Origin of the sequence: Acinetobacter sp. RRD8 (assembly GCF_031844225.1) — a bacterium.
Classification (GTDB): domain Bacteria; phylum Pseudomonadota; class Gammaproteobacteria; order Pseudomonadales; family Moraxellaceae; genus Acinetobacter.
Genome location: NZ_JAUZUU010000007.1, coordinates 132,719 through 150,175, shown reverse-complemented (window position 1 = coordinate 150,175; position 17,457 = coordinate 132,719). Strand labels below are relative to the sequence as shown.

Annotated in this window: 18 protein-coding genes; 4 read left to right on the top strand and 14 right to left on the bottom strand. The window is 42.7% G+C overall.

The features are described 5' to 3' along the window. Window positions 1-8: 8 nt before the first annotated feature. The 10 genes from Q9R24_RS09395 to Q9R24_RS09350 form a co-directional block, all read right to left on the bottom strand. On the bottom strand, window positions 9-428 hold the full coding sequence (locus Q9R24_RS09395) for a F0F1 ATP synthase subunit epsilon (RefSeq protein WP_004644865.1): 420 nt from the start codon (window positions 426-428) through the stop codon (window positions 9-11). A 27-nt stretch (window positions 429-455) separates the two neighbouring features. Continuing rightward, window positions 456-1,850 (bottom strand): F0F1 ATP synthase subunit beta, encoded by a 1,395-nt coding sequence (gene atpD, locus Q9R24_RS09390; protein ID WP_004644863.1) that lies wholly within the window; start codon window positions 1,848-1,850, stop codon window positions 456-458. Between the two features lie 26 nt (window positions 1,851-1,876). Further along, window positions 1,877-2,746, bottom strand: coding sequence for a F0F1 ATP synthase subunit gamma (gene atpG, locus Q9R24_RS09385; RefSeq protein WP_004644862.1), 870 nt, complete (start codon window positions 2,744-2,746; stop codon window positions 1,877-1,879). A gap of 89 nt (window positions 2,747-2,835) precedes the next feature. Beyond that, window positions 2,836-4,380, bottom strand: coding sequence for a F0F1 ATP synthase subunit alpha (gene atpA, locus Q9R24_RS09380; protein ID WP_004644861.1), 1,545 nt, complete (start codon window positions 4,378-4,380; stop codon window positions 2,836-2,838). Between the two features lie 43 nt (window positions 4,381-4,423). Beyond that, on the bottom strand, window positions 4,424-4,960 hold the full coding sequence (locus tag Q9R24_RS09375) for a F0F1 ATP synthase subunit delta (protein ID WP_004644860.1): 537 nt from the start codon (window positions 4,958-4,960) through the stop codon (window positions 4,424-4,426). A gap of 12 nt (window positions 4,961-4,972) precedes the next feature. Next, complete coding sequence (locus tag Q9R24_RS09370) at window positions 4,973-5,443, bottom strand: F0F1 ATP synthase subunit B (protein ID WP_004280990.1); 471 nt, start codon at window positions 5,441-5,443, stop codon at window positions 4,973-4,975. Between the two features lie 39 nt (window positions 5,444-5,482). Continuing rightward, entirely contained in the window at window positions 5,483-5,728 is a 246-nt protein-coding gene (gene atpE / locus Q9R24_RS09365) for a F0F1 ATP synthase subunit C (protein ID WP_000424060.1), read from the bottom strand. A gap of 85 nt (window positions 5,729-5,813) precedes the next feature. Continuing rightward, on the bottom strand, window positions 5,814-6,689 hold the full coding sequence (gene atpB, locus Q9R24_RS09360; protein WP_004644859.1) for a F0F1 ATP synthase subunit A: 876 nt from the start codon (window positions 6,687-6,689) through the stop codon (window positions 5,814-5,816). Between the two features lie 110 nt (window positions 6,690-6,799). Beyond that, window positions 6,800-7,192, bottom strand: a complete 393-nt coding sequence (locus Q9R24_RS09355; protein ID WP_004280982.1) for an ATP synthase subunit I — start codon at window positions 7,190-7,192, stop codon at window positions 6,800-6,802. A 174-nt stretch (window positions 7,193-7,366) separates the two neighbouring features. Next, window positions 7,367-8,203 carry a metal ABC transporter solute-binding protein, Zn/Mn family gene (locus Q9R24_RS09350; RefSeq protein ID WP_311204143.1) on the bottom strand — a complete coding sequence of 279 codons (837 nt, stop codon included), beginning with the start codon at window positions 8,201-8,203 and terminating at the stop codon, window positions 7,367-7,369. A gap of 146 nt (window positions 8,204-8,349) precedes the next feature. Here Q9R24_RS09350 and Q9R24_RS09345 point away from each other — a divergent pair, with 146 nt between their 5' ends. From Q9R24_RS09345 to znuB, 3 genes are read left to right on the top strand one after another with little or no spacing between them, the layout of a single operon-like run. Next, the gene (locus tag Q9R24_RS09345) at window positions 8,350-8,847 is read left to right on the top strand and encodes a transcriptional repressor (RefSeq protein WP_004280980.1); all 498 of its coding nucleotides are present in this window, start codon (window positions 8,350-8,352) and stop codon (window positions 8,845-8,847) included. Further along, window positions 8,820-9,611 (top strand): zinc ABC transporter ATP-binding protein ZnuC, encoded by a 792-nt coding sequence (gene znuC, locus Q9R24_RS09340; RefSeq protein ID WP_161785335.1) that lies wholly within the window; start codon window positions 8,820-8,822, stop codon window positions 9,609-9,611. Before Q9R24_RS09345 ends, znuC begins: the two co-directional genes overlap by 28 nt. Before the next feature lie 3 nt (window positions 9,612-9,614). Then, complete coding sequence (gene znuB / locus Q9R24_RS09335; protein WP_044112389.1) at window positions 9,615-10,415, top strand: zinc ABC transporter permease subunit ZnuB; 801 nt, start codon at window positions 9,615-9,617, stop codon at window positions 10,413-10,415. A 74-nt stretch (window positions 10,416-10,489) separates the two neighbouring features. Here the strand turns inward: znuB and Q9R24_RS09330 are convergent, their stop codons facing one another. Then, on the bottom strand, window positions 10,490-11,110 hold the full coding sequence (locus tag Q9R24_RS09330) for a LysE family transporter (RefSeq protein WP_311204142.1): 621 nt from the start codon (window positions 11,108-11,110) through the stop codon (window positions 10,490-10,492). A gap of 161 nt (window positions 11,111-11,271) precedes the next feature. Between Q9R24_RS09330 and Q9R24_RS09325 the strand changes: the two genes are divergently transcribed. Next, window positions 11,272-12,186: a Dyp-type peroxidase gene (locus Q9R24_RS09325; protein ID WP_311204141.1), complete on the top strand. Its 915-nt coding sequence runs from the start codon at window positions 11,272-11,274 to the stop codon at window positions 12,184-12,186. A gap of 75 nt (window positions 12,187-12,261) precedes the next feature. On the opposite strand, the gene Q9R24_RS09320 is transcribed toward Q9R24_RS09325, so the two are convergent. The 3 genes from Q9R24_RS09320 to Q9R24_RS09310 are packed head-to-tail and all read right to left on the bottom strand — an operon-like array spanning window position 12,262 to window position 17,266. After that, window positions 12,262-12,654 (bottom strand): hypothetical protein, encoded by a 393-nt coding sequence (locus Q9R24_RS09320; protein ID WP_180181000.1) that lies wholly within the window; start codon window positions 12,652-12,654, stop codon window positions 12,262-12,264. Further along, window positions 12,651-14,408, bottom strand: a complete 1,758-nt coding sequence (locus Q9R24_RS09315) for a glycoside hydrolase family 19 protein (protein ID WP_311204140.1) — start codon at window positions 14,406-14,408, stop codon at window positions 12,651-12,653. The genes Q9R24_RS09320 and Q9R24_RS09315 overlap by 4 nt, the downstream gene beginning before the upstream one ends. Then, on the bottom strand, window positions 14,405-17,266 hold the full coding sequence (locus Q9R24_RS09310; RefSeq protein ID WP_311204139.1) for a type VI secretion system Vgr family protein: 2,862 nt from the start codon (window positions 17,264-17,266) through the stop codon (window positions 14,405-14,407). The genes Q9R24_RS09315 and Q9R24_RS09310 overlap by 4 nt, the downstream gene beginning before the upstream one ends. Window positions 17,267-17,457 lie beyond the last annotated feature (191 nt).

Below are 17,457 nucleotides of genomic sequence, written 5' to 3'. Positions count from 1 at the left end.
ACCGTCTCTTATTGAGCGCGGTTTTTGATTTTGCGGATCGTTTCCAGCTGAGCAGCAGTTTCTGCAAGAGCAGCCAAAGCAGCAGCAGAGTCCAAATCGCTCTTTTGATTCGCAAGCAATGCTTCAGCGTGTTTACGCGCTTCAACAATAGCTGCTTCATCTAAGTTTTCTGCACGGACTGCAGTATCTGCAAGAACCGTAACAACATGCGGTTGAACTTCTAGAACACCACCAGATACATAGATCAACTCTTCTGTACCGTTTTCCAAAATAACGCGGATCGCGCCAGGTTGGAGCAAAGTTACCAACGGAGCATGGCCAGGCATAATACCCAACTCACCGCCAGCACCTTTTGCAATTAGCATAGTTATAGTGCCTGAGTACAAAGACTCCTGAACACTTACAACATCACATTGCATAGTCGCCATGAGAATCTCCTAAATTAGAGTAGCTAATTAAAGTTTCTCGGCTTTAGCAATAACTTCGTCAATACCACCAACCATGTAGAACGCTTGTTCTGGGATATGATCGTATTCACCAGCTAGAAGACCTTTAAAGCCACGAATCGTTTCTTTAAGAGATACTAATTTACCAGGAGCACCAGTAAATACTTCAGCTACGTGGAACGGTTGAGAGAAGAAACGCTGGATTTTACGCGCACGGTAAACAACCAGTTTATCTTCTTCAGCAAGCTCGTCCATACCAAGAATCGCGATGATGTCTTTAAGCTCTTTATAACGTTGCAATACGTTCTGTACAGAACGTGCAATTTCATAATGCTCTTGACCAACAACTAACGGATCTAACTGGCGTGAAGTTGAGTCTAGTGGATCGATCGCTGGGTAAATACCAGAAGATGCGATGTCACGGCTCAATACAACAGTTGCGTCCAAGTGAGCAAACGTTGTAGCAGGCGATGGATCTGTTAAGTCATCGGCAGGTACGTATACCGCTTGGATTGACGTAATAGAACCAGACTTAGTCGATGTAATACGTTCTTGAAGAACACCCATCTCTTCTGCAAGTGTAGGCTGGTAACCTACTGCAGATGGCATACGACCTAGAAGTGCTGATACTTCAGTACCCGCTAGTGTATAACGATAGATGTTATCTACGAACAATAGTACGTCACGGCCTTTACCGTTTTCGTCTTTCTCGTCACGGAAATATTCAGCCATGGTCAAACCAGTCAACGCTACGCGTAAACGGTTACCCGGTGGCTCGTTCATCTGACCGTAGACCATTGCTACTTTGTCTAGAACGTTAGAATCTTTCATTTCGTGATAGAAGTCGTTACCTTCACGAGTACGCTCACCAACACCAGCAAACACAGATAAACCTGAGTGAGCTTTCGCGATGTTGTTGATCAATTCCATCATGTTTACAGTTTTACCAACACCGGCACCACCGAACAGACCAACTTTACCACCTTTTGCGAACGGGCATAGCAAGTCAATGACTTTAATACCAGTTTCTAAAAGGTCAGTAGAAGCCGCTTGTTCTGCATAAGAAGGCGCTTGACGGTGAATTGGTAAACGCGCTTCAGTCGCAACAGGACCAGCTTCGTCGATCGGGCGACCAAGAACGTCCATGATACGGCCTAGAGTCGCTGTACCTACTGGTACAGAAATCGGCGCGTTAGTGTTAGTTACGTTCAAACCACGCTTAAGGCCTTCAGTAGAACCCATTGCAATAGTACGAACTACGCCATCACCAAGCTGTTGCTGAACTTCTAAAGTAGTTTCAGTACCATCTACTTGGAGAGCGTCATAGATCTTAGGAACGCTGTTGCGTTCAAACTCGACGTCGATAACCGCGCCGATGATCTGAATGATACGACCGCTATTCATTGCTGTCTCCTCAATTCAAAATAATGTTAAACGGCAGCGGCACCACCAACGATCTCAGAAATTTCCTGAGTAATCGCGGCTTGACGCAGCTTGTTATAAATAAGTTGCAGGCTCTTAATGATCTCGCCTGCGTTGTCTGTCGCTGCTTTCATAGCGACCATACGTGCAGACTGCTCACATGCGATGTTTTCAATCACACCTTGATACACCACAGACTCGATATAGCGAACCAACAAGCCATTTAAAAGCTCTTCAGCTTCAGGCTCGTAGATATAATCCCAACCGTATTGACGGTTCAGATTCTTGTCTTCTTCAGCAGCAGCCAAAGGAACAAGTTGTTCGATTTTTTGATTTTGAGTCATGGCATTGACAAAGCCGTTTGACACTAGATAAATACGATCTAACTCGCCTTTATCATAAGCGTCCAACATCACCTGTACAGAACCAGATAACTGCTCAAGACTTGGGGCATCGCCGACTTGCGTCGTCGCACCAAGCACTTTACCGCCGTAGTTTTTAAAAAACGAAACCGCTTTTTGACCAATTAAAGCAAATTGAACTTCAATTGACTGCTCTTGTTGCTGTTGAACGTGTTTAACCACTTTCTTGAACAGGTTAATGTTCAAACCACCAGCAAGGCCACGATCTGAAGACACAATGATATAGCCAACGCGCTTAACCGGGCGTTCAACCATATAACGGTGTTTGTATTCAGGGTTCGCTTGGACCAAATGAGCAATTACACGGTGCATATTTTCGGCATACGGACGGCCTTGAGCCATGCGCTCTTGCGCACGACGCATCTTAGAAGCTGCTACCATTTGCATCGCTCGAGTAATCTTCTGCGTGCTCTTGATACTAGCTACTTTGGCGCGAATTTCTTTTAAATTTGCCATACGCTTAACCTAGTATTCGAAAGCCCTTGCGAGCTTCCGAAGGTTGATTCCGTGAACCAAACCGACACTAAATTCAACAGAGGTTGAAATTAGTAAGTTTGAGTCGCTTTAAAGCTTTCAATACCTGCTTTGATTGCAGCTTCGATGTCTTTGTTGTAATCACCAGAGGCATCGATTTGTTGCATTAACGCAGCATGTTCTGAACGGAAGTAAGAAATTAACGCAGCATCAAAGTCTACGATTTTCTTAACGTCTACGTCAGCCATGTAGCCTTCGTTAGATGCATAAATTGAAACAGCTTGGTCAGCAATTGAGTATGGAGCATATTGTTTTTGCTTCATTAACTCAGTTACACGTTGACCATGTTCAAGTTGCTTACGAGTTGCTTCGTCAAGATCAGAAGCGAACTGAGCAAATGCTGCCAATTCACGGTATTGCGCCAAAGCAGTACGGATACCACCAGACAATTTCTTGATGATCTTAGTTTGCGCTGAACCACCAACACGAGATACAGAGATACCCGCGTTCACAGCAGGACGAATACCTGCGTTGAATAATGATGTTTCAAGGAAGATCTGACCATCAGTAATCGAAATTACGTTGGTTGGTACGAATGCAGATACGTCACCCGCTTGAGTTTCAATAATCGGCAATGCAGTTAATGAACCAGTTTGGCCTTTAACTTCACCGTTAGTGAATTTCTCAACGTAGTCAGCAGATACACGAGAAGCACGTTCAAGTAGACGCGAGTGTAGATAGAACACGTCACCTGGATACGCTTCACGACCTGGTGGACGGCGTAAAAGCAATGAAATTTGACGGTAAGCAACAGCTTGCTTAGACAAGTCATCATAAATGATTAACGCATCTTCACCGCGGTCACGGAAGTATTCGCCCATTGTACAGCCAGAATACGGAGCTAGATACAGCATTGCTGCTGGATCAGCTGCAGCTGCAGCTACAACAGTTGTATACGCCATAGCGCCAGTTTCTTCTAGCTTGCGTACCACGTTAGCGATAGTCGATTGTTTTTGACCGATTGCTACGTATACACATTTAATGCCAGAGTTTTTCTGAGCGATGATCGCGTCGATCGCCATTGCTGTTTTACCAGTTTGACGGTCACCAATGATCAACTCACGTTGACCACGGCCTACAGGGATCATTGTATCTACTGATTTATAACCAGTTTGTACAGGTTGATCCACTGATTGACGCCAAATTACGCCTGGTGCTACTTTTTCAACAGCATCAGTTAATTTTGCATCAATAGGGCCTTTACCATCAATCGGGTTACCCAAAGCATCTACTACACGGCCTAAAAGTTCTGGACCAACCGGAACTTCTAATACACGACCTGTGCAACGCGCTTTTTGACCTTCTTGAAGGCTTAAGTAGTTACCTAAAACAACGACGCCCACTGAATCCTGTTCTAGGTTCAGTGCCATACCGTAAAGGCCGCCGTCGAATTCGATCATTTCACCGTACATAGCGTCAGCTAAGCCGTGAATACGCACAATACCGTCGGAAACCATAACAATGGTTCCTTCGTTCTTAGCGGTTGCGCTGGTGTCCAGATCGCCGATACGCTGTTTAATGAGCGCACTGATCTCGGATGGATTCAGTTGTTGCATTGCGCTATACCTCAATCTTTTTAAAGTTCAGTCTTCTTATTTCTTAAGCAAGAAGACGAGTACGCATTTTTTCAAGCTTGTTAAGCGCAGAATCATCTATCACTTGGTCGCCTGCACGAATAACTACACCAGCAATCAGCGCTGGGTTAACTTCTACAGAAACATTTACCGCCGCTTCGAATTTTTTCTCTAATGCGTGAGTAAGAAGTTGTTCCTGTACAGAAGTCAATGGGAATGCTGATTCAATCACAACATCCACAGTATTGTTATTCTGTGATTTAAGCTGCTCATATTCTGCTGCAATCTCAGGAAGAAGAACCAAACGGTTATTCTCTGCAAGCAATGTCAGGAAGTTAGACACTGCTGCAGTTTGGTCTTCACCTAAAACTTTCGCAAAAAGAGCCACCTGCTCAGCAGGTGTAAGCTCAGGGCGATTTAGATAAGCTGAAAATGCTTCGTCTTGCACCGCAGCACTGAGCAATTCAAGTGCTGTTGACCAAGAGTCAGTTGCACTTTGCTCAGAAGCGTAAGCAAATGCTGCTTTAGCGTATGGGCGTGCCAACGTCAAGAGTTCAGCCATAATCCGCCTCTCTTAAAGTTTAGCAGCCAGCTGAGTCAGCATGGCATTGTGAGCTTCTGCATCAACTTGCTGGCTAAGAATTTTCTCAGCACCAGTTACTGCAAGAGCAGCCACTTGTTGACGCAATTCTTCGCGAGCAGCATTGATTTCAGTATCAACAGCTTCTTTAGCCTGTTGACGAATACGCTCACCTTCAGCCGCAGCTTGGGTACGCGCTTCTTCGATCAATTGTGCACCACGACGGTTCGCTTGTTCGATCAATTGAGCCGCTTGTGCTTTTGCCGCGTCTAACTCAGCTTTCACTTGTGCTTGCGCATCTGCAAGGTCAGCCTTCGCTTTTTCAGCAGCATTTAAGCCATCAGCGATTTTACGCTGACGTTCACTAATCGCATTGATTAGTGGTGGCCATACAAACTTCATGCAGAATGCGACAAAAATCGCAAACGCAATCGCTTGGCCAAACAATGTGAGGTTGATATTCATTGCAAATTCCTCAAATAGTGAATTTCGGAATTAAGCTGATTAACCTACAAATGGATTAGCGAAGATGAAGAACAAGCCAATACCAACACCGATCATAGGCACAGCATCAAGAAGACCCGCGATTAAGAACATACGAGTTTGAAGTTGTGGAGCCAATTCTGGTTGACGAGCTACAGCTTCAAGGAAACGGCCGCCTAGAAGACCAAAACCAATCGCAGTACCTAAAGCACCGAAAGCGATCAAGATAGCAGATGCAATTGCAACTAGACCTAAAGTGAGTTCCATGATAATTCCTCAGAGGTTAGGTTTTATACCAAATTAAGTTAAAAAATTGTGTGCCCAACCATCCGTTGACAGTTAGGCAATACCATTAATGCTTTTCGCTTGCCATACTCATGTACACGATAGTCAACATCATGAAAATGAATGCTTGTAGCGTAATAATCAAAATGTGGAAAATCGCCCAAGGCACAGACAACGCCCACTGGATCCAGAACGGTAATAACGCGATAAGAATGAAGATTAACTCACCCGCATACATGTTACCGAACAGTCGTAGAGCCAATGAAACTGGTCGCGCCAAGAAAGTAGTCAATTCCAACAATAAGTTGAATGGAATTAAAAGCACTTTAGCAACTGGATTACTTGGGTTAAATGGGTTCAGTGCTAACTCACCAACGAAGCCGCCAACACCTTTCTCACGAATACTATAGAAAATAATTAAGAAGAATACAGAAATAGACATACCGAGGGTAATGTTTGGATCTGTAGTCGGAACAATTTTAAAGTAAACCTGATGAGGGTCTACACCCAGCATAGAAGCAATCGCGTGTTGAGCTACATAAGGAATAAAGTCAACAGGGATCAAATCCATCAAGTTCATGAGGAAAATCCACACGAAAATGGTTAATGCTAAGGGTGCAATTAATCGAGACTTCCCGTGGAAGGTATCACGTACACTTGAATCTACAAACTCGATAATCATTTCAATTGCAGACTGGAACTTGGTAGGAACACCAGCATTAGCCGCTTTCGCAACCAACCAGAACAACAAACAGAAAATCAGACCCAGTCCGATAGACCAACCCATTGAATCCAAGTGAATAGCAGTGAACCCCATCTGTTGAGCTTCAGCACCGCTCTCGGCCAATTTCCACGTACCGTCCGGCATTTTGCCATAGGTCATGTTGGTCAAGTGATGCTTGATATACTCGGTCGAAGTAAGGGCATGTTCTTCAGCAGCCATAAATCACACCTGGTCAATGTCAAAAAACTAATAGAACAAACGAATATCGCGTGCTGCTTGATATCTCGCCTGCTCCTGAAAAACTTTTCAATTTCTTGTTGTGCTTATACTCATTTTTGTAGACGTGACGCCCAAAACGGAGCGACCCACGACATGGCTTGAACAAGTATAAAACCACAAAACAACGCCACCGCTGACAACGGTTTAACATTGCTTAAAATTAAAATGAAACCAACAATCACAATGGCAAACTTTCCCATCAAGCCTTTATACATGTTCGAAAGAACTTGTTTAGACGCGCGGGCTCCTGCTGCTCGAAACGATTGCCACGAAAAATAACAAGTCGCGAGCCAACATACCAGTGCACCTAATGCTGCACTCAAGGCTGCGGTTGAGTCTTTCACGACCCAGCCGATCAAGGCTGAAACAGGGATCATACAGGCTTGCAGGAGGACCAAAGCTTTCGCTAATCGTCGGTCAATCAAGCGACTAGTTCGGCTCATTATTTATTCACTCACAGCAATCATGCTTGACAAGTTTAACAGGTGATTATTTTTAATCGCAGGCATTATAGAGTTACACCCCTGAACATGCAATCTTTTCCCGACCTTAGTCGTGTTTTTTTAAATCGGGTCACTGCTGTTAAACTAATCAAAATCTGTCTATTTTTTAAATCATTAGCGTGCATTTAGTACACATTTCTGGGTTTCTGTGGCCAATTGCTGCCAAGCCTGCACAAAGTCCCCTGCCCCGCTCATGCTTTCATCGACATGCTGGAACAGTACCGGATTGAGTTTGCGGTACTGGTTTTCACTGGCATGACCTTCGGCCAGCAGGCACATTTTGCGTTGTGGACGATGATCCTGTAAAAACTTGATTTGCGCCACGGTTGGCGAAACATGCGGATCATCGGTCAGCGCACCCATGAATTTTAAATTGAGTGGGCGTTCCAGATACTGATAGGCATCGTGATAAGACCAATAGGGTTTGGCTTTGTTGCTTGAACTATAAAGCTGGGCCGTAGCAAACATGTTTTGTGCAAAGTCACGGGCATTTTTCCAGTAGCGTTCACGATGCTCCGGCAATTGCTGCGAACGTAGCGCCGCAATAAAGAAACCTATCCGTACCGCATTATTCGGATCGAGCCAGACATGCGTGTCTACCGTATTTTTTAAGGCCTCGCCACGCGGATTACGCATCGGCAAGGTAATCAAAATTCCGGAGTCTAAAAGTGCGATACCTTTATTACTTTCATTCAGCACTTTCGCCAAGGGCGCTTCATGCGCCTGCCCCAACCAGATCACCAGTCCTGCATCCTGAATAGTTTTTCGATGCGCCGGAGTCAGACTCACATCATGTCCACTTTGGTTGGCCAACAATAAAGTTGGCTGTTCCACCCCCTGGGTAATTTTCTTGGCAATCAGATAGATCGGCTGCGTAGACACCACCAGACTTTGTGACCAACTGAGTGTACTGAACAATGCCAGCAGACTGATTGCAAGGAGACGGAACATGAGTAGAAATCACTTAAAAACGATAAAATCAGGAAGTGTTATAATATAACAAAAATACAAAAATACCTATGCCCAATCGAAACTCAGAACGCTTCATGTTAAGATTTGAAATCTATTAATTTTCAGTTTCGCACTTGAGGTGAACTATGGGTTCCTGTTCGCACGAACACCACAACGCATTGCACGGCGTGCACGACCATCCCAATGTCGCACAACGTCTTGCTGAAGCGGAAAGTCTTTGTGCAGCAAGCGGCGCACGCCTTACACCTTTACGTAAAGAAGTGCTGGAACTCATTCTGAATGCGCATGGCCCGATGGGCGCCTATGATCTGCTGGCACAAATGAAAAATGCCAGCGATCGTCCTGCAGCACCACCAACGGTGTATCGCACTCTGGATTTTTTATTAAGCAAAGGGCTGATTCATCGCCTGACCTCGATCAATGCCTATATTCCCTGTTGCCATCCACGTGAAGGGCATCAGGCCGCTTTTTTAATCTGTACCGAATGTAAAGCCGTCAAAGAAGCGTCGGCTCAGGGCTTGCTCGATCAACTCGATGCACTGGCCAGCTCGGACGACTTCACGGCACATCACAGCATTATCGAAATTTCAGGAATTTGTCAGCAGTGCCGCAACAAAGCTTAAGTGCCTCTCCCCTGATTCAGCTCTCCAAGATCTGGGTCAAGATCGATGAGCGCGATATCTTAAAAGCCATTGATTTCTCGTTACAAGAGAAAGAAATTGTCACACTGATCGGTCCCAATGGCGCTGGTAAATCGACCTTAATTAAAGTCATGCTGGGCATTTTGAAACCGCAATCAGGTGAGATCAAAACTGCGCGCAAACTCAAATTCTCTTATGTGCCACAGAAATTCAATCCCTCACATAGCTTGCCGCTCCGGGTGAAAGATTTATTGGCGCTAGAAAAATGCCCATCCCAGATTAAAACCGAAATTATCCGCGATACCGGCATTAGTAAACTGCAAGATTCTAAAGTTCAGCAGTTGTCTGGCGGCGAACGTCAGCGGGTGCTATTGGCCCGCGCCTTATTACGCCAGCCGGACATTTTAGTCCTCGATGAACCGATGCAAGGTCTGGACATCCAGTCCGAAGCTGAACTGTATGAATATGTGCGTAACTTGCCGGAAAAATATGGCTGTGCCGTACTGATGGTTTCACATGACCTGCAATGGGTGATGCAAGGTACGACTCGAGTCGTGTGCTTGAACAAGCATATCTGCTGTAGTGGGCTGCCGGAAAGCGTGCAGCAACATCCCGAATATCAGGCAATTTTTGGCACCAATCGAGTGTTCTATCACCATCATCATGATCATTGCGCGCATGGCGATTCTGCCACTCCCTGTCAGCATGATTCACGCCCTCATATTCACCCCGAGCCGGAAGCTTAAACCATGATGGATTGGTTACAACTCCTTTTACCTGCATGGATCATGGGAACGCTGTTGGTATTTCTGACTGCTCCGCTGGGCTGTCTCATGCTCTGGCGGCGTATGTCATTCTTTGCCGATACCATGGCACACGGTACTTTACTCGGTGTTGCCATTGCTGGAGCTTTAAGTTTACCGCTCTGGATGGGAGTCACTTTTATTGCCTTATTATTGGTAGGTATTTTGTGGGTGCTGCATGATCCGCGCCTACCCAATGATGCCTTGCTGGCCTTATGTTCAGCAACACTGCTTTGCTCGGGATTATTGTTCATTCAGCATTTACCGAGTTTAAGACCGGAACTTCTCAGCTATCTATTTGGTGATCTACTAACGATTTCTTGGACGGACTTACCCACCTTTGCCATTGTGATTATTCTGGCCTTAGCCGTCCTCTATAAAAGCTGGCAAGCGCAGATTCAAATCGCGATTGATCCGGACATGGCGGTCAGTGAAGGTGTAAATGCCAAATGGCAACGCCTGATCTTTATGTTGTTATTGGCATTGTTTACCGTGCTTGCCCTGAAAGCAGTCGGTTCACTCTTGATGGGAGCATTACTGGTGATCCCTGCCCTGACTGCACGATTACTTGCACACTCACCCAAACAAATGGTGATCTGGGCATTCGTGATTGCGCAAATTGGGGTGACCGTAGGCCTGTGGTCGAGTGCCGGTCTCAATACTTCGACAGGTTTAACTATTGTACTGACCATGGCGGTGCTATTTGCACTGTTCTTCTGCGTGCAGAAGTTTAAAAAGCTGGCTTAATATTTCTGTTAAATCATGATGATTTTCTAATGATCTATTCCGCCTCTCTCCTTTAAGGAGAGAGCAAACACTCTTTATTGATGCACCAAACTCAATAAAAATGCAGCGCCTGCAAATAAACCGGCAAAAGTCCGGTTCATGACTTTTTGTTGTTTCGATGATTTTAGTAGCCTTAAAACTTTAGCAGCCAATCCGGTATAACCCGCCATCACAATCAGATCAATCGTCACCATTGTCGCAGCCATAATCAAATACTGAATCCATTGCGGCTTGGACAAATCCAGAAATTGCGGCAAGACGGCCAGTAAAAATACGATGGCTTTAGGATTAGTGATATTAACCAAGAAACCATGTAGTACCAGTTTCCCTCTCGATTTTCGCGCCAATTCATGTTTAATTTCGATAGATTGTGCAGGTGCTTTCCATTGCAAAATAGCCAAATACAATAAATAGCCGACACCAAACCATTTCACCACTAAAAATGCCCATGGGGTTGTCGCAAACAAAACTCCCACGCCTGCCGCAACCACTGCAATCTGTACCAATAATGCCAGTTGTAGGCCCAGCGCATTCCAGTAACCATGCCGAAAACCATAATTCAGTCCACTCGACATGGAAGCAACCGCTCCTGCGCCCGGAGACACACTAATCACCCAGCAGGCCAGCATATAGGCAAACCACATTTGATAGGACATGAACATTTCACTCAGCAAAACTCACCTAATATTATATGAATTTTCCAATAAAATCAGGCTAAAAACTTGCTTAAATATAAGGCACTGCACTATTCACTCTGCATAGCTTCAGGCACAATATGTACATTAAAAAACAGGATCTTTCCTTACAGGAGCCATGAATGACAGCCCAATCGGTAATCTTGCCACTTCCTTCAGATCATGCTCGCTTTATTGTTTTACGTCTTAAAGATTTGAGTATTGAAAAATTAAAAGAACAACTTGAACATCTGTTTACTTCACGTGATCGTCTGATTACGCAACATCCTCAAGCACAAATTAAAACGGCAGTGGCTTTCGGTCCTGAGCTTTGGTCAAGACTTTATTCACAAAGTCCGACAGGTTTTAAACAACTCGAGCCGATTCAAGGTTCGTTTGATATGCCGGTTGTTCCAGCAGATGTACTGATTCATATTGCCAGTGCCCGTGCTGATATCTGTTTTGCGCTCAGTCAGGCTTTTTTTGAAGGCATTCAGGATCAGGTTCAGGTGCTGGATGAGCGAGTTTGCTTCCGATATTTTGATGGTCGTGACATTACTGGCTTTATTGATGGGACTGAAAATCCGCAATTCCCGGATGATCGTGCTGAAGTCGCATTATTAGGTGAAGATTCAGGTATTTTCCAAGATGGTTCATTTATTTTTGCCCAGCGTTACGCGCATAACCTGGAAAAATGGAAAAAGCTAAAAGTTGATACTCAGGAACAGGTTATGGGTCGCACCAAGCTTGAATCCATTGAATTGGATGATGAAGTCAAACCTGAAAATGCGCACGTGGCACGTACTGTAGTTGAAGATGAAGAAGGTGAAGAAATGGAAATCCTGCGTCACTCCTTGCCATATGGTGACGGACGTGGCGACCAGGGTCTATTCTTTATTGCCTACACCAAAGACCTGAAAATTATTGATGCTATGTTAGAACGTATGTTCGGTACATCTGGTGATGGAATTCATGACCGCCTGCTGCATTTTGTAACACCTCTGGATGGTGCCTATTACTTTGCACCGAGTGAGGAGTTACTGGAAGAGGTTTTGTAAATTCACTTTAAAATTAAGTATAAATCTTATTTCGATTTATGCTTTTTAACTAAGATTAAAATAGAATTTAAAGAGTTATAAGCAACTTATATTATCTATATGTATGTTACTTTTATTAAAAATAGTAGTCTTCTTGGTTCTTAAATTTTTATATTCGACATCATATAAAAGATAACCTTGTGACATAAAAGTATAATACCCAGTAATTTCTCCATTAATGATTTCATTCATTGTTCTATAGACTTCAGGCTTAGCATTATCACCCATATCGACATTTTTTTCTTTTATAGGTCTTGATATTTTAATATTTTTCAAATAGGGATAATATTTTACAAAATTAATATCAGGATACTTACTAGAAACTAACAAAATAGATTTCTTTTCACTTATCAGACAATAATATTCATCATTTGATTGTGCGCTTGTACATACCACTAGAGCAAAAAAAATAAGTATAATTTTTTTCATAATTCTTTTAACCTCTTTTTAGCTAATGTTATTGCAGAATTCGCACTATAACCATACCTCTTTCTGCCAACTTTGTTCCCTTTCTTATCTTGTTTATAACCAAAAGGATAATCTTTGTCTTTACACATTTCTAGAAATCTTGAGTATCCTTTTTTTGACTCATTAGAGTTTTTTAATTTTCCTTTTTTGTAACCAGCAGGATCACTCCATAAACCCCATCCAAAGCATTCACCAATTTTATTAAAATAAATATAACTATTTTCAAATTTCGTATAATTATCAAGATTATCAACTATTTTCTTATCTAAATTTAAACAGGTTTTTATATTAAGAGCGATTACAGCTCTTTTATAGTATTTCTCTCTATCATCAAATCCGTTATATCCACCATTAATTAAAGCACAAGTTGCTATTAAATCATTATTAATGGCATGAGGACTCAAATTGCCAGCTTTAGAATGATGCCAATACCATACTGCAGAACCTACAGCATGTTTTTTTTCTTTAGCAATTCTATGTTTATTATTTCCTAAAAAGTTTTCATTCACTGCTAACCCATAAAGCTCATAATTATTTTTATAGGTTAATTGCATTAAGCCACGTCCTTTATAGCCATCATAAACTTCACTTTCAGATTTACCACCTAATCCTTCTTCTAGCAAAGAATAACTTGCAGTTTCATGTAATGTGTGTGCTATAAAATGAGCCTTTTCAAGACAATTAATCATATTAAGTTTTTTAAATTGTTCATTTAAATCATTAAGAAAGCTTATAGCTGTGGCACTAGTTGTTATTTTTTTAAATTCTTCTGCTGAAATATCCCTATTACAGACACATTTACTTATTTTTAAATTTTTCTCTATTCTTGGCTTATTTAGTACAGTTCGACCTACCGTTAAGTCCACATCTAATTTCATTTTTATGGCATCTTCTTTAATTCTTTTTACCACATGAGTTTTCGGTTCCAAGGGATTACCATCAGGTTTAAATACCGTGATCTGTATTTTTTCTCCAATCATGCTTGGAAATGAAAATTTACCATCAGAGGTATTTGAAATTTTTGTTATCTTATTTCCTAGATAAAGTATCTCGATCTTTGTATTTTCAACGATATAACTATTTCCTTCTCTATCTAGAAGTTGGATATTTGATTCACTTTTAAAGTTTTCGCAGGGTTCGTCTAGTTTAATTATTTGTGGTATTTGAGAGCCATGCTCAGAGTTAACAGCACCTTTTAGAGCAAACTCATCATTTGAAGTCAAAACTAGAATTTCAATATCTCGATTAGGTGAAGATACCACCTCTACAATGCCCTGCTCATTGGTATGACGTTCAAATGAACTTTGTTTTCCTTTAGGGCGAGATTTTACCGGGAAACTCGTTAATATTTTCTCATTGCAGTCTATTATTTTAAATAAAGTCGTAACTATACCTTTTGTAGTAGGCATCACTTTTTCTTTATGATACTCCTCTATACTTTTAGGCAAGGATACTTTTACAGGATTCTTTCTAGAAGAAATGATTGAAGAATCAATCGTTTTAATAACGATATAATCTTCCACATTAGGTGGCTTAGCTAAAATTTCCACAGTTCGATTTGGTGAACCCTGAAATATAAATAAACCATCTTTATCTGTTTTATTTGTATTTTCTCTCGATGAACCTTTATAGCGTGATTTAACTTTTAAATTAATGACATATTTTCCTGAAGCATCATAAATTTTTGATGTTATGGTAACTAAATTGCTCATCATTCGACATCCTCTTCAGTATATACATCATCCTCTAAATCCCTTTCTTCTATCTCATTCAATAGTTCATCAATACTTTCATTATCTAAGTCTTGAATGAGATGAGTTTGTAAAGAATTAAATCCTAAAGCCACGAAATCTGTGGGTTGAGAGGTATAGAATCTTAAAGTACTTAATTGATTATTTTCATTTAATACAGACTTCTTAGTTTTAATTAAGTTCCCATCCAACTTATTTAGAATAAAAATTTCTTTTTCTCCTGCAGACTGGTTAGTCCACTGATAGTTAATTTTATTACTGAATAATGTTTTCATTTTTGGAAGATTTATTTTTTGTTCAATAATATTTTGACCTTTCGTAAACAGATGCTGCCCGGCCTTACACTCAAATTTCCCACCAGTTGTGACCACCACTCCACCACCATTGATCTTAATTTGAGACCCTCCAGCGGTCAGTACAATCTCTTTCGGACTGGTGATTTCGATCTTGTCTTCAGTCGAAATAAGCTTGATTACCTTGCGGGCAATCGCTTCAATCGCATCATCTTGGGCTTGTAGTTCAATTTTTCCTTGAGCAGCATAGAGACTCGCACCCTCTTGAGCAGCAAATAAACTGATCTTGTCCTGTGCATGAGCAACTAAAGATTTCTGTGTGGATAAATGAATATTATTCCCGGCACTCTGATTGATTTGCTGATCAGCGGATAAATGAATATTTTCATTTGTGCTCAGTGCAATCGTTTGGGGGGCAGTTAATAACATCACGGCCTGTTTAAATGCGATGGCCTTGGCTTGATCTTCAGCTTCAATCTGACTCAGAAACTGTTTTAAACTATCAAAAAATTGCAGCGGATCAGTCTGCTGTTGTTCAGCAATATCACTCAAGGCTTTACTATGATCGAGATTCGATTCAATCTGCTCTTTGGCACGACTCGCATCCAGGTGATTGCCTGCTGCTGAATCTTGCCGATAAGTGGAGATTAATAAGCCTTTTCCTGCACGTATGGCACCCCACTGGTCTGTCCTTAGTTCAAAACCTTCTCCTCGACCTTCGCTGCTTTCACTTTCTTTAGGATGGCTTAGATTTCCCAGATTGAGCTGACTGGCTGCATGACTACTTTGCAGCTGCGCACTAATCTGTTCAGGGGTATCATCGAAACGCAACTGGTTAAAGCCATCCCCATCGACCTCCTGAGAACGGATGCCACTGAGTTTTTTGGTCGCAGGAAGTTCTCCTTTTGCATCAAACATGGTCGGATGCCGTTCTGCTTCATGAATCCGTCCCACCACAAAGGGCCGGTCGATATCACCTTCAAAGAAGTCAATCACTACAATTTCGCCAATTCGCGGATGCAACCTGATGCCATAACCCTCACCCGCCCAAGGGGTCAAAACATCCACCCAAGCAGAATCGCTATCATTGTCATTGCTACCTGCGCCGCCATCATGCTGATGATCCTCACTCCGGGTAAACAGAAAACGAACTTTCACCCGCCCCCATGCATCGACATGAATCGTTTCACCTTCAGGTCCGACCACTCGAGCCCGTTGCGGATATCCAGCAGGCCGATGAATGAAGGGGTGGTACTCAGGAACAACCTGGATTTCACGGCGCACCATCTGTAGTTCATTGGCCTGTCGTTCCTCCTGTGTCATCTGCCAGCCGCTCTTCTCAAGCAAACTGTCCAGCTGAGATAAGATATCTTTGGGTAAATTGTTCTGGTTATAAAACCGCTTAGCTAAAATCAGAAATTCACGTTGATGGGCAGGATGCTGATCAATTTCAGGATGCTGTTGCAGTTCAAACCAGTATCCAACCTGAGCATCTCGTACGCTGCTACTGGCTTTAAAATATTTAGACTGCAAAGCATGATAGTCACTGAGCTGCTGATTGAGTCGATCCAGTTGGGCTATACCAGATGCTGTCACCTGATCCTCATGATTTAAGTCGCCGGTCCAAGCCGGACTGATGTTCCACGCATCTTCAAGCTGAAGAGTGGCATTTGCATGGATATCACTTTGCTGATGATTACTGAATAAAGGCTGGCTTTGATCCTGGGCAAGTTGCTGGGCATGCCAGCGCTGGGTTTGGGTACTATTCGGATTGAGCTGACGTACCGCAATCAGACTGTTCAGCGTGTCCAGCTGTTCGGTGGCATGACTGCGATGAAACCGGATGGAGCGGCGTTTTAAAGCTGAAAAATATTGGGAATGATCTACCAGTTTTAAAAGCTGATCTTGAATCTCGCTGGCTGATACAGGCACAGTTAATTGCCTTTCATCAATCAGCCAGTTAATTCCTTCGCTACGCCATAAACGGGTCAGAAAATCATAATCCGATTCATTCGACTGCATTACAAAAGGTCGGACATCATAGTCCCGGCTGAGTCCTGTCAAATCCAGGCTGAGACTGGCCGCGAATAATACACTTCTGTTTTGCCATTCACTGAACAGGATTTCACTGATCTCGCGCACCGTCTTATTCATAAAAACCCGACTGTTACGGCGCTTCTGCCAGAGTGCAGTCGGATCATTTAGCATCAATTTATACAGGGTCAAAGCTCCATCATTCTGCCCTTGACTGGCTGCAGTAATAATGCCCGTAGTCCGGAAAAGTTCACCCCGGTCTGTGACCTGATCAATGGCCACCCGACAGCCGATAAACTGTTTCAAGGCAATATGAGCATGAGTGGAAAGACAGATCAGTTCAGCCTGCAGGCCTTGATTGATCTGATGCTGACCCTCAATACGCTGAATCAAAACCTGATGATTTAAAGGAGGATGTGAAAACTGTAAATGTAGCGCACGATGCTGTCGCTTAAGCCCGAGCTGCTCCACCAGCATATGGATAGGTTTTGGCATTTTATAGTTATAATTTTAAGCTTTATTATTGTGCGGCAGATTTTAGGAAAAGTTATCCATTTCGTCCAGTTCACGATGCATTTCACATAATTAGGCCTTTAATTTATGGCCCTTCAATTAAAAATCTTAAATTGCATGTGGTACATCTTAATTAAAAATATTGCTCAATATTCCCTATTTTTCCGATTATC

Excerpts from the sequence above, each read along its gene's own strand:
- Q9R24_RS09310 (WP_311204139.1), bottom strand. The coding sequence starts at position 17,266 with ATGCCAAAACCTATCCATATGCTGGTGGAGCAGCTCGGGCTTAAGCGA.
- Q9R24_RS09375 (WP_004644860.1), bottom strand. The coding sequence starts at position 4,960 with ATGGCTGAACTCTTGACGTTGGCACGCCCATACGCTAAAGCAGCATTT.
- atpE (WP_000424060.1), bottom strand. The coding sequence starts at position 5,728 with ATGGAACTCACTTTAGGTCTAGTTGCAATTGCATCTGCTATCTTGATC.
- Q9R24_RS09395 (WP_004644865.1), bottom strand. The coding sequence starts at position 428 with ATGGCGACTATGCAATGTGATGTTGTAAGTGTTCAGGAGTCTTTGTAC.
- atpD (WP_004644863.1), bottom strand. The coding sequence starts at position 1,850 with ATGAATAGCGGTCGTATCATTCAGATCATCGGCGCGGTTATCGACGTC.
- atpG (WP_004644862.1), bottom strand. The coding sequence starts at position 2,746 with ATGGCAAATTTAAAAGAAATTCGCGCCAAAGTAGCTAGTATCAAGAGC.
- Q9R24_RS09350 (WP_311204143.1), bottom strand. The coding sequence starts at position 8,203 with ATGTTCCGTCTCCTTGCAATCAGTCTGCTGGCATTGTTCAGTACACTC.
- znuB (WP_044112389.1), top strand. The coding sequence starts at position 9,615 with ATGATGGATTGGTTACAACTCCTTTTACCTGCATGGATCATGGGAACG.
- Q9R24_RS09370 (WP_004280990.1), bottom strand. The coding sequence starts at position 5,443 with ATGAATATCAACCTCACATTGTTTGGCCAAGCGATTGCGTTTGCGATT.
- Q9R24_RS09315 (WP_311204140.1), bottom strand. The coding sequence starts at position 14,408 with ATGATGAGCAATTTAGTTACCATAACATCAAAAATTTATGATGCTTCA.
- atpB (WP_004644859.1), bottom strand. The coding sequence starts at position 6,689 with ATGGCTGCTGAAGAACATGCCCTTACTTCGACCGAGTATATCAAGCAT.
- Q9R24_RS09320 (WP_180181000.1), bottom strand. The coding sequence starts at position 12,654 with ATGAAAAAAATTATACTTATTTTTTTTGCTCTAGTGGTATGTACAAGC.
- Q9R24_RS09355 (WP_004280982.1), bottom strand. The coding sequence starts at position 7,192 with ATGAGCCGAACTAGTCGCTTGATTGACCGACGATTAGCGAAAGCTTTG.
- Q9R24_RS09345 (WP_004280980.1), top strand. The coding sequence starts at position 8,350 with ATGGGTTCCTGTTCGCACGAACACCACAACGCATTGCACGGCGTGCAC.
- Q9R24_RS09325 (WP_311204141.1), top strand. The coding sequence starts at position 11,272 with ATGACAGCCCAATCGGTAATCTTGCCACTTCCTTCAGATCATGCTCGC.
- Q9R24_RS09330 (WP_311204142.1), bottom strand. The coding sequence starts at position 11,110 with ATGTCCTATCAAATGTGGTTTGCCTATATGCTGGCCTGCTGGGTGATT.
- atpA (WP_004644861.1), bottom strand. The coding sequence starts at position 4,380 with ATGCAACAACTGAATCCATCCGAGATCAGTGCGCTCATTAAACAGCGT.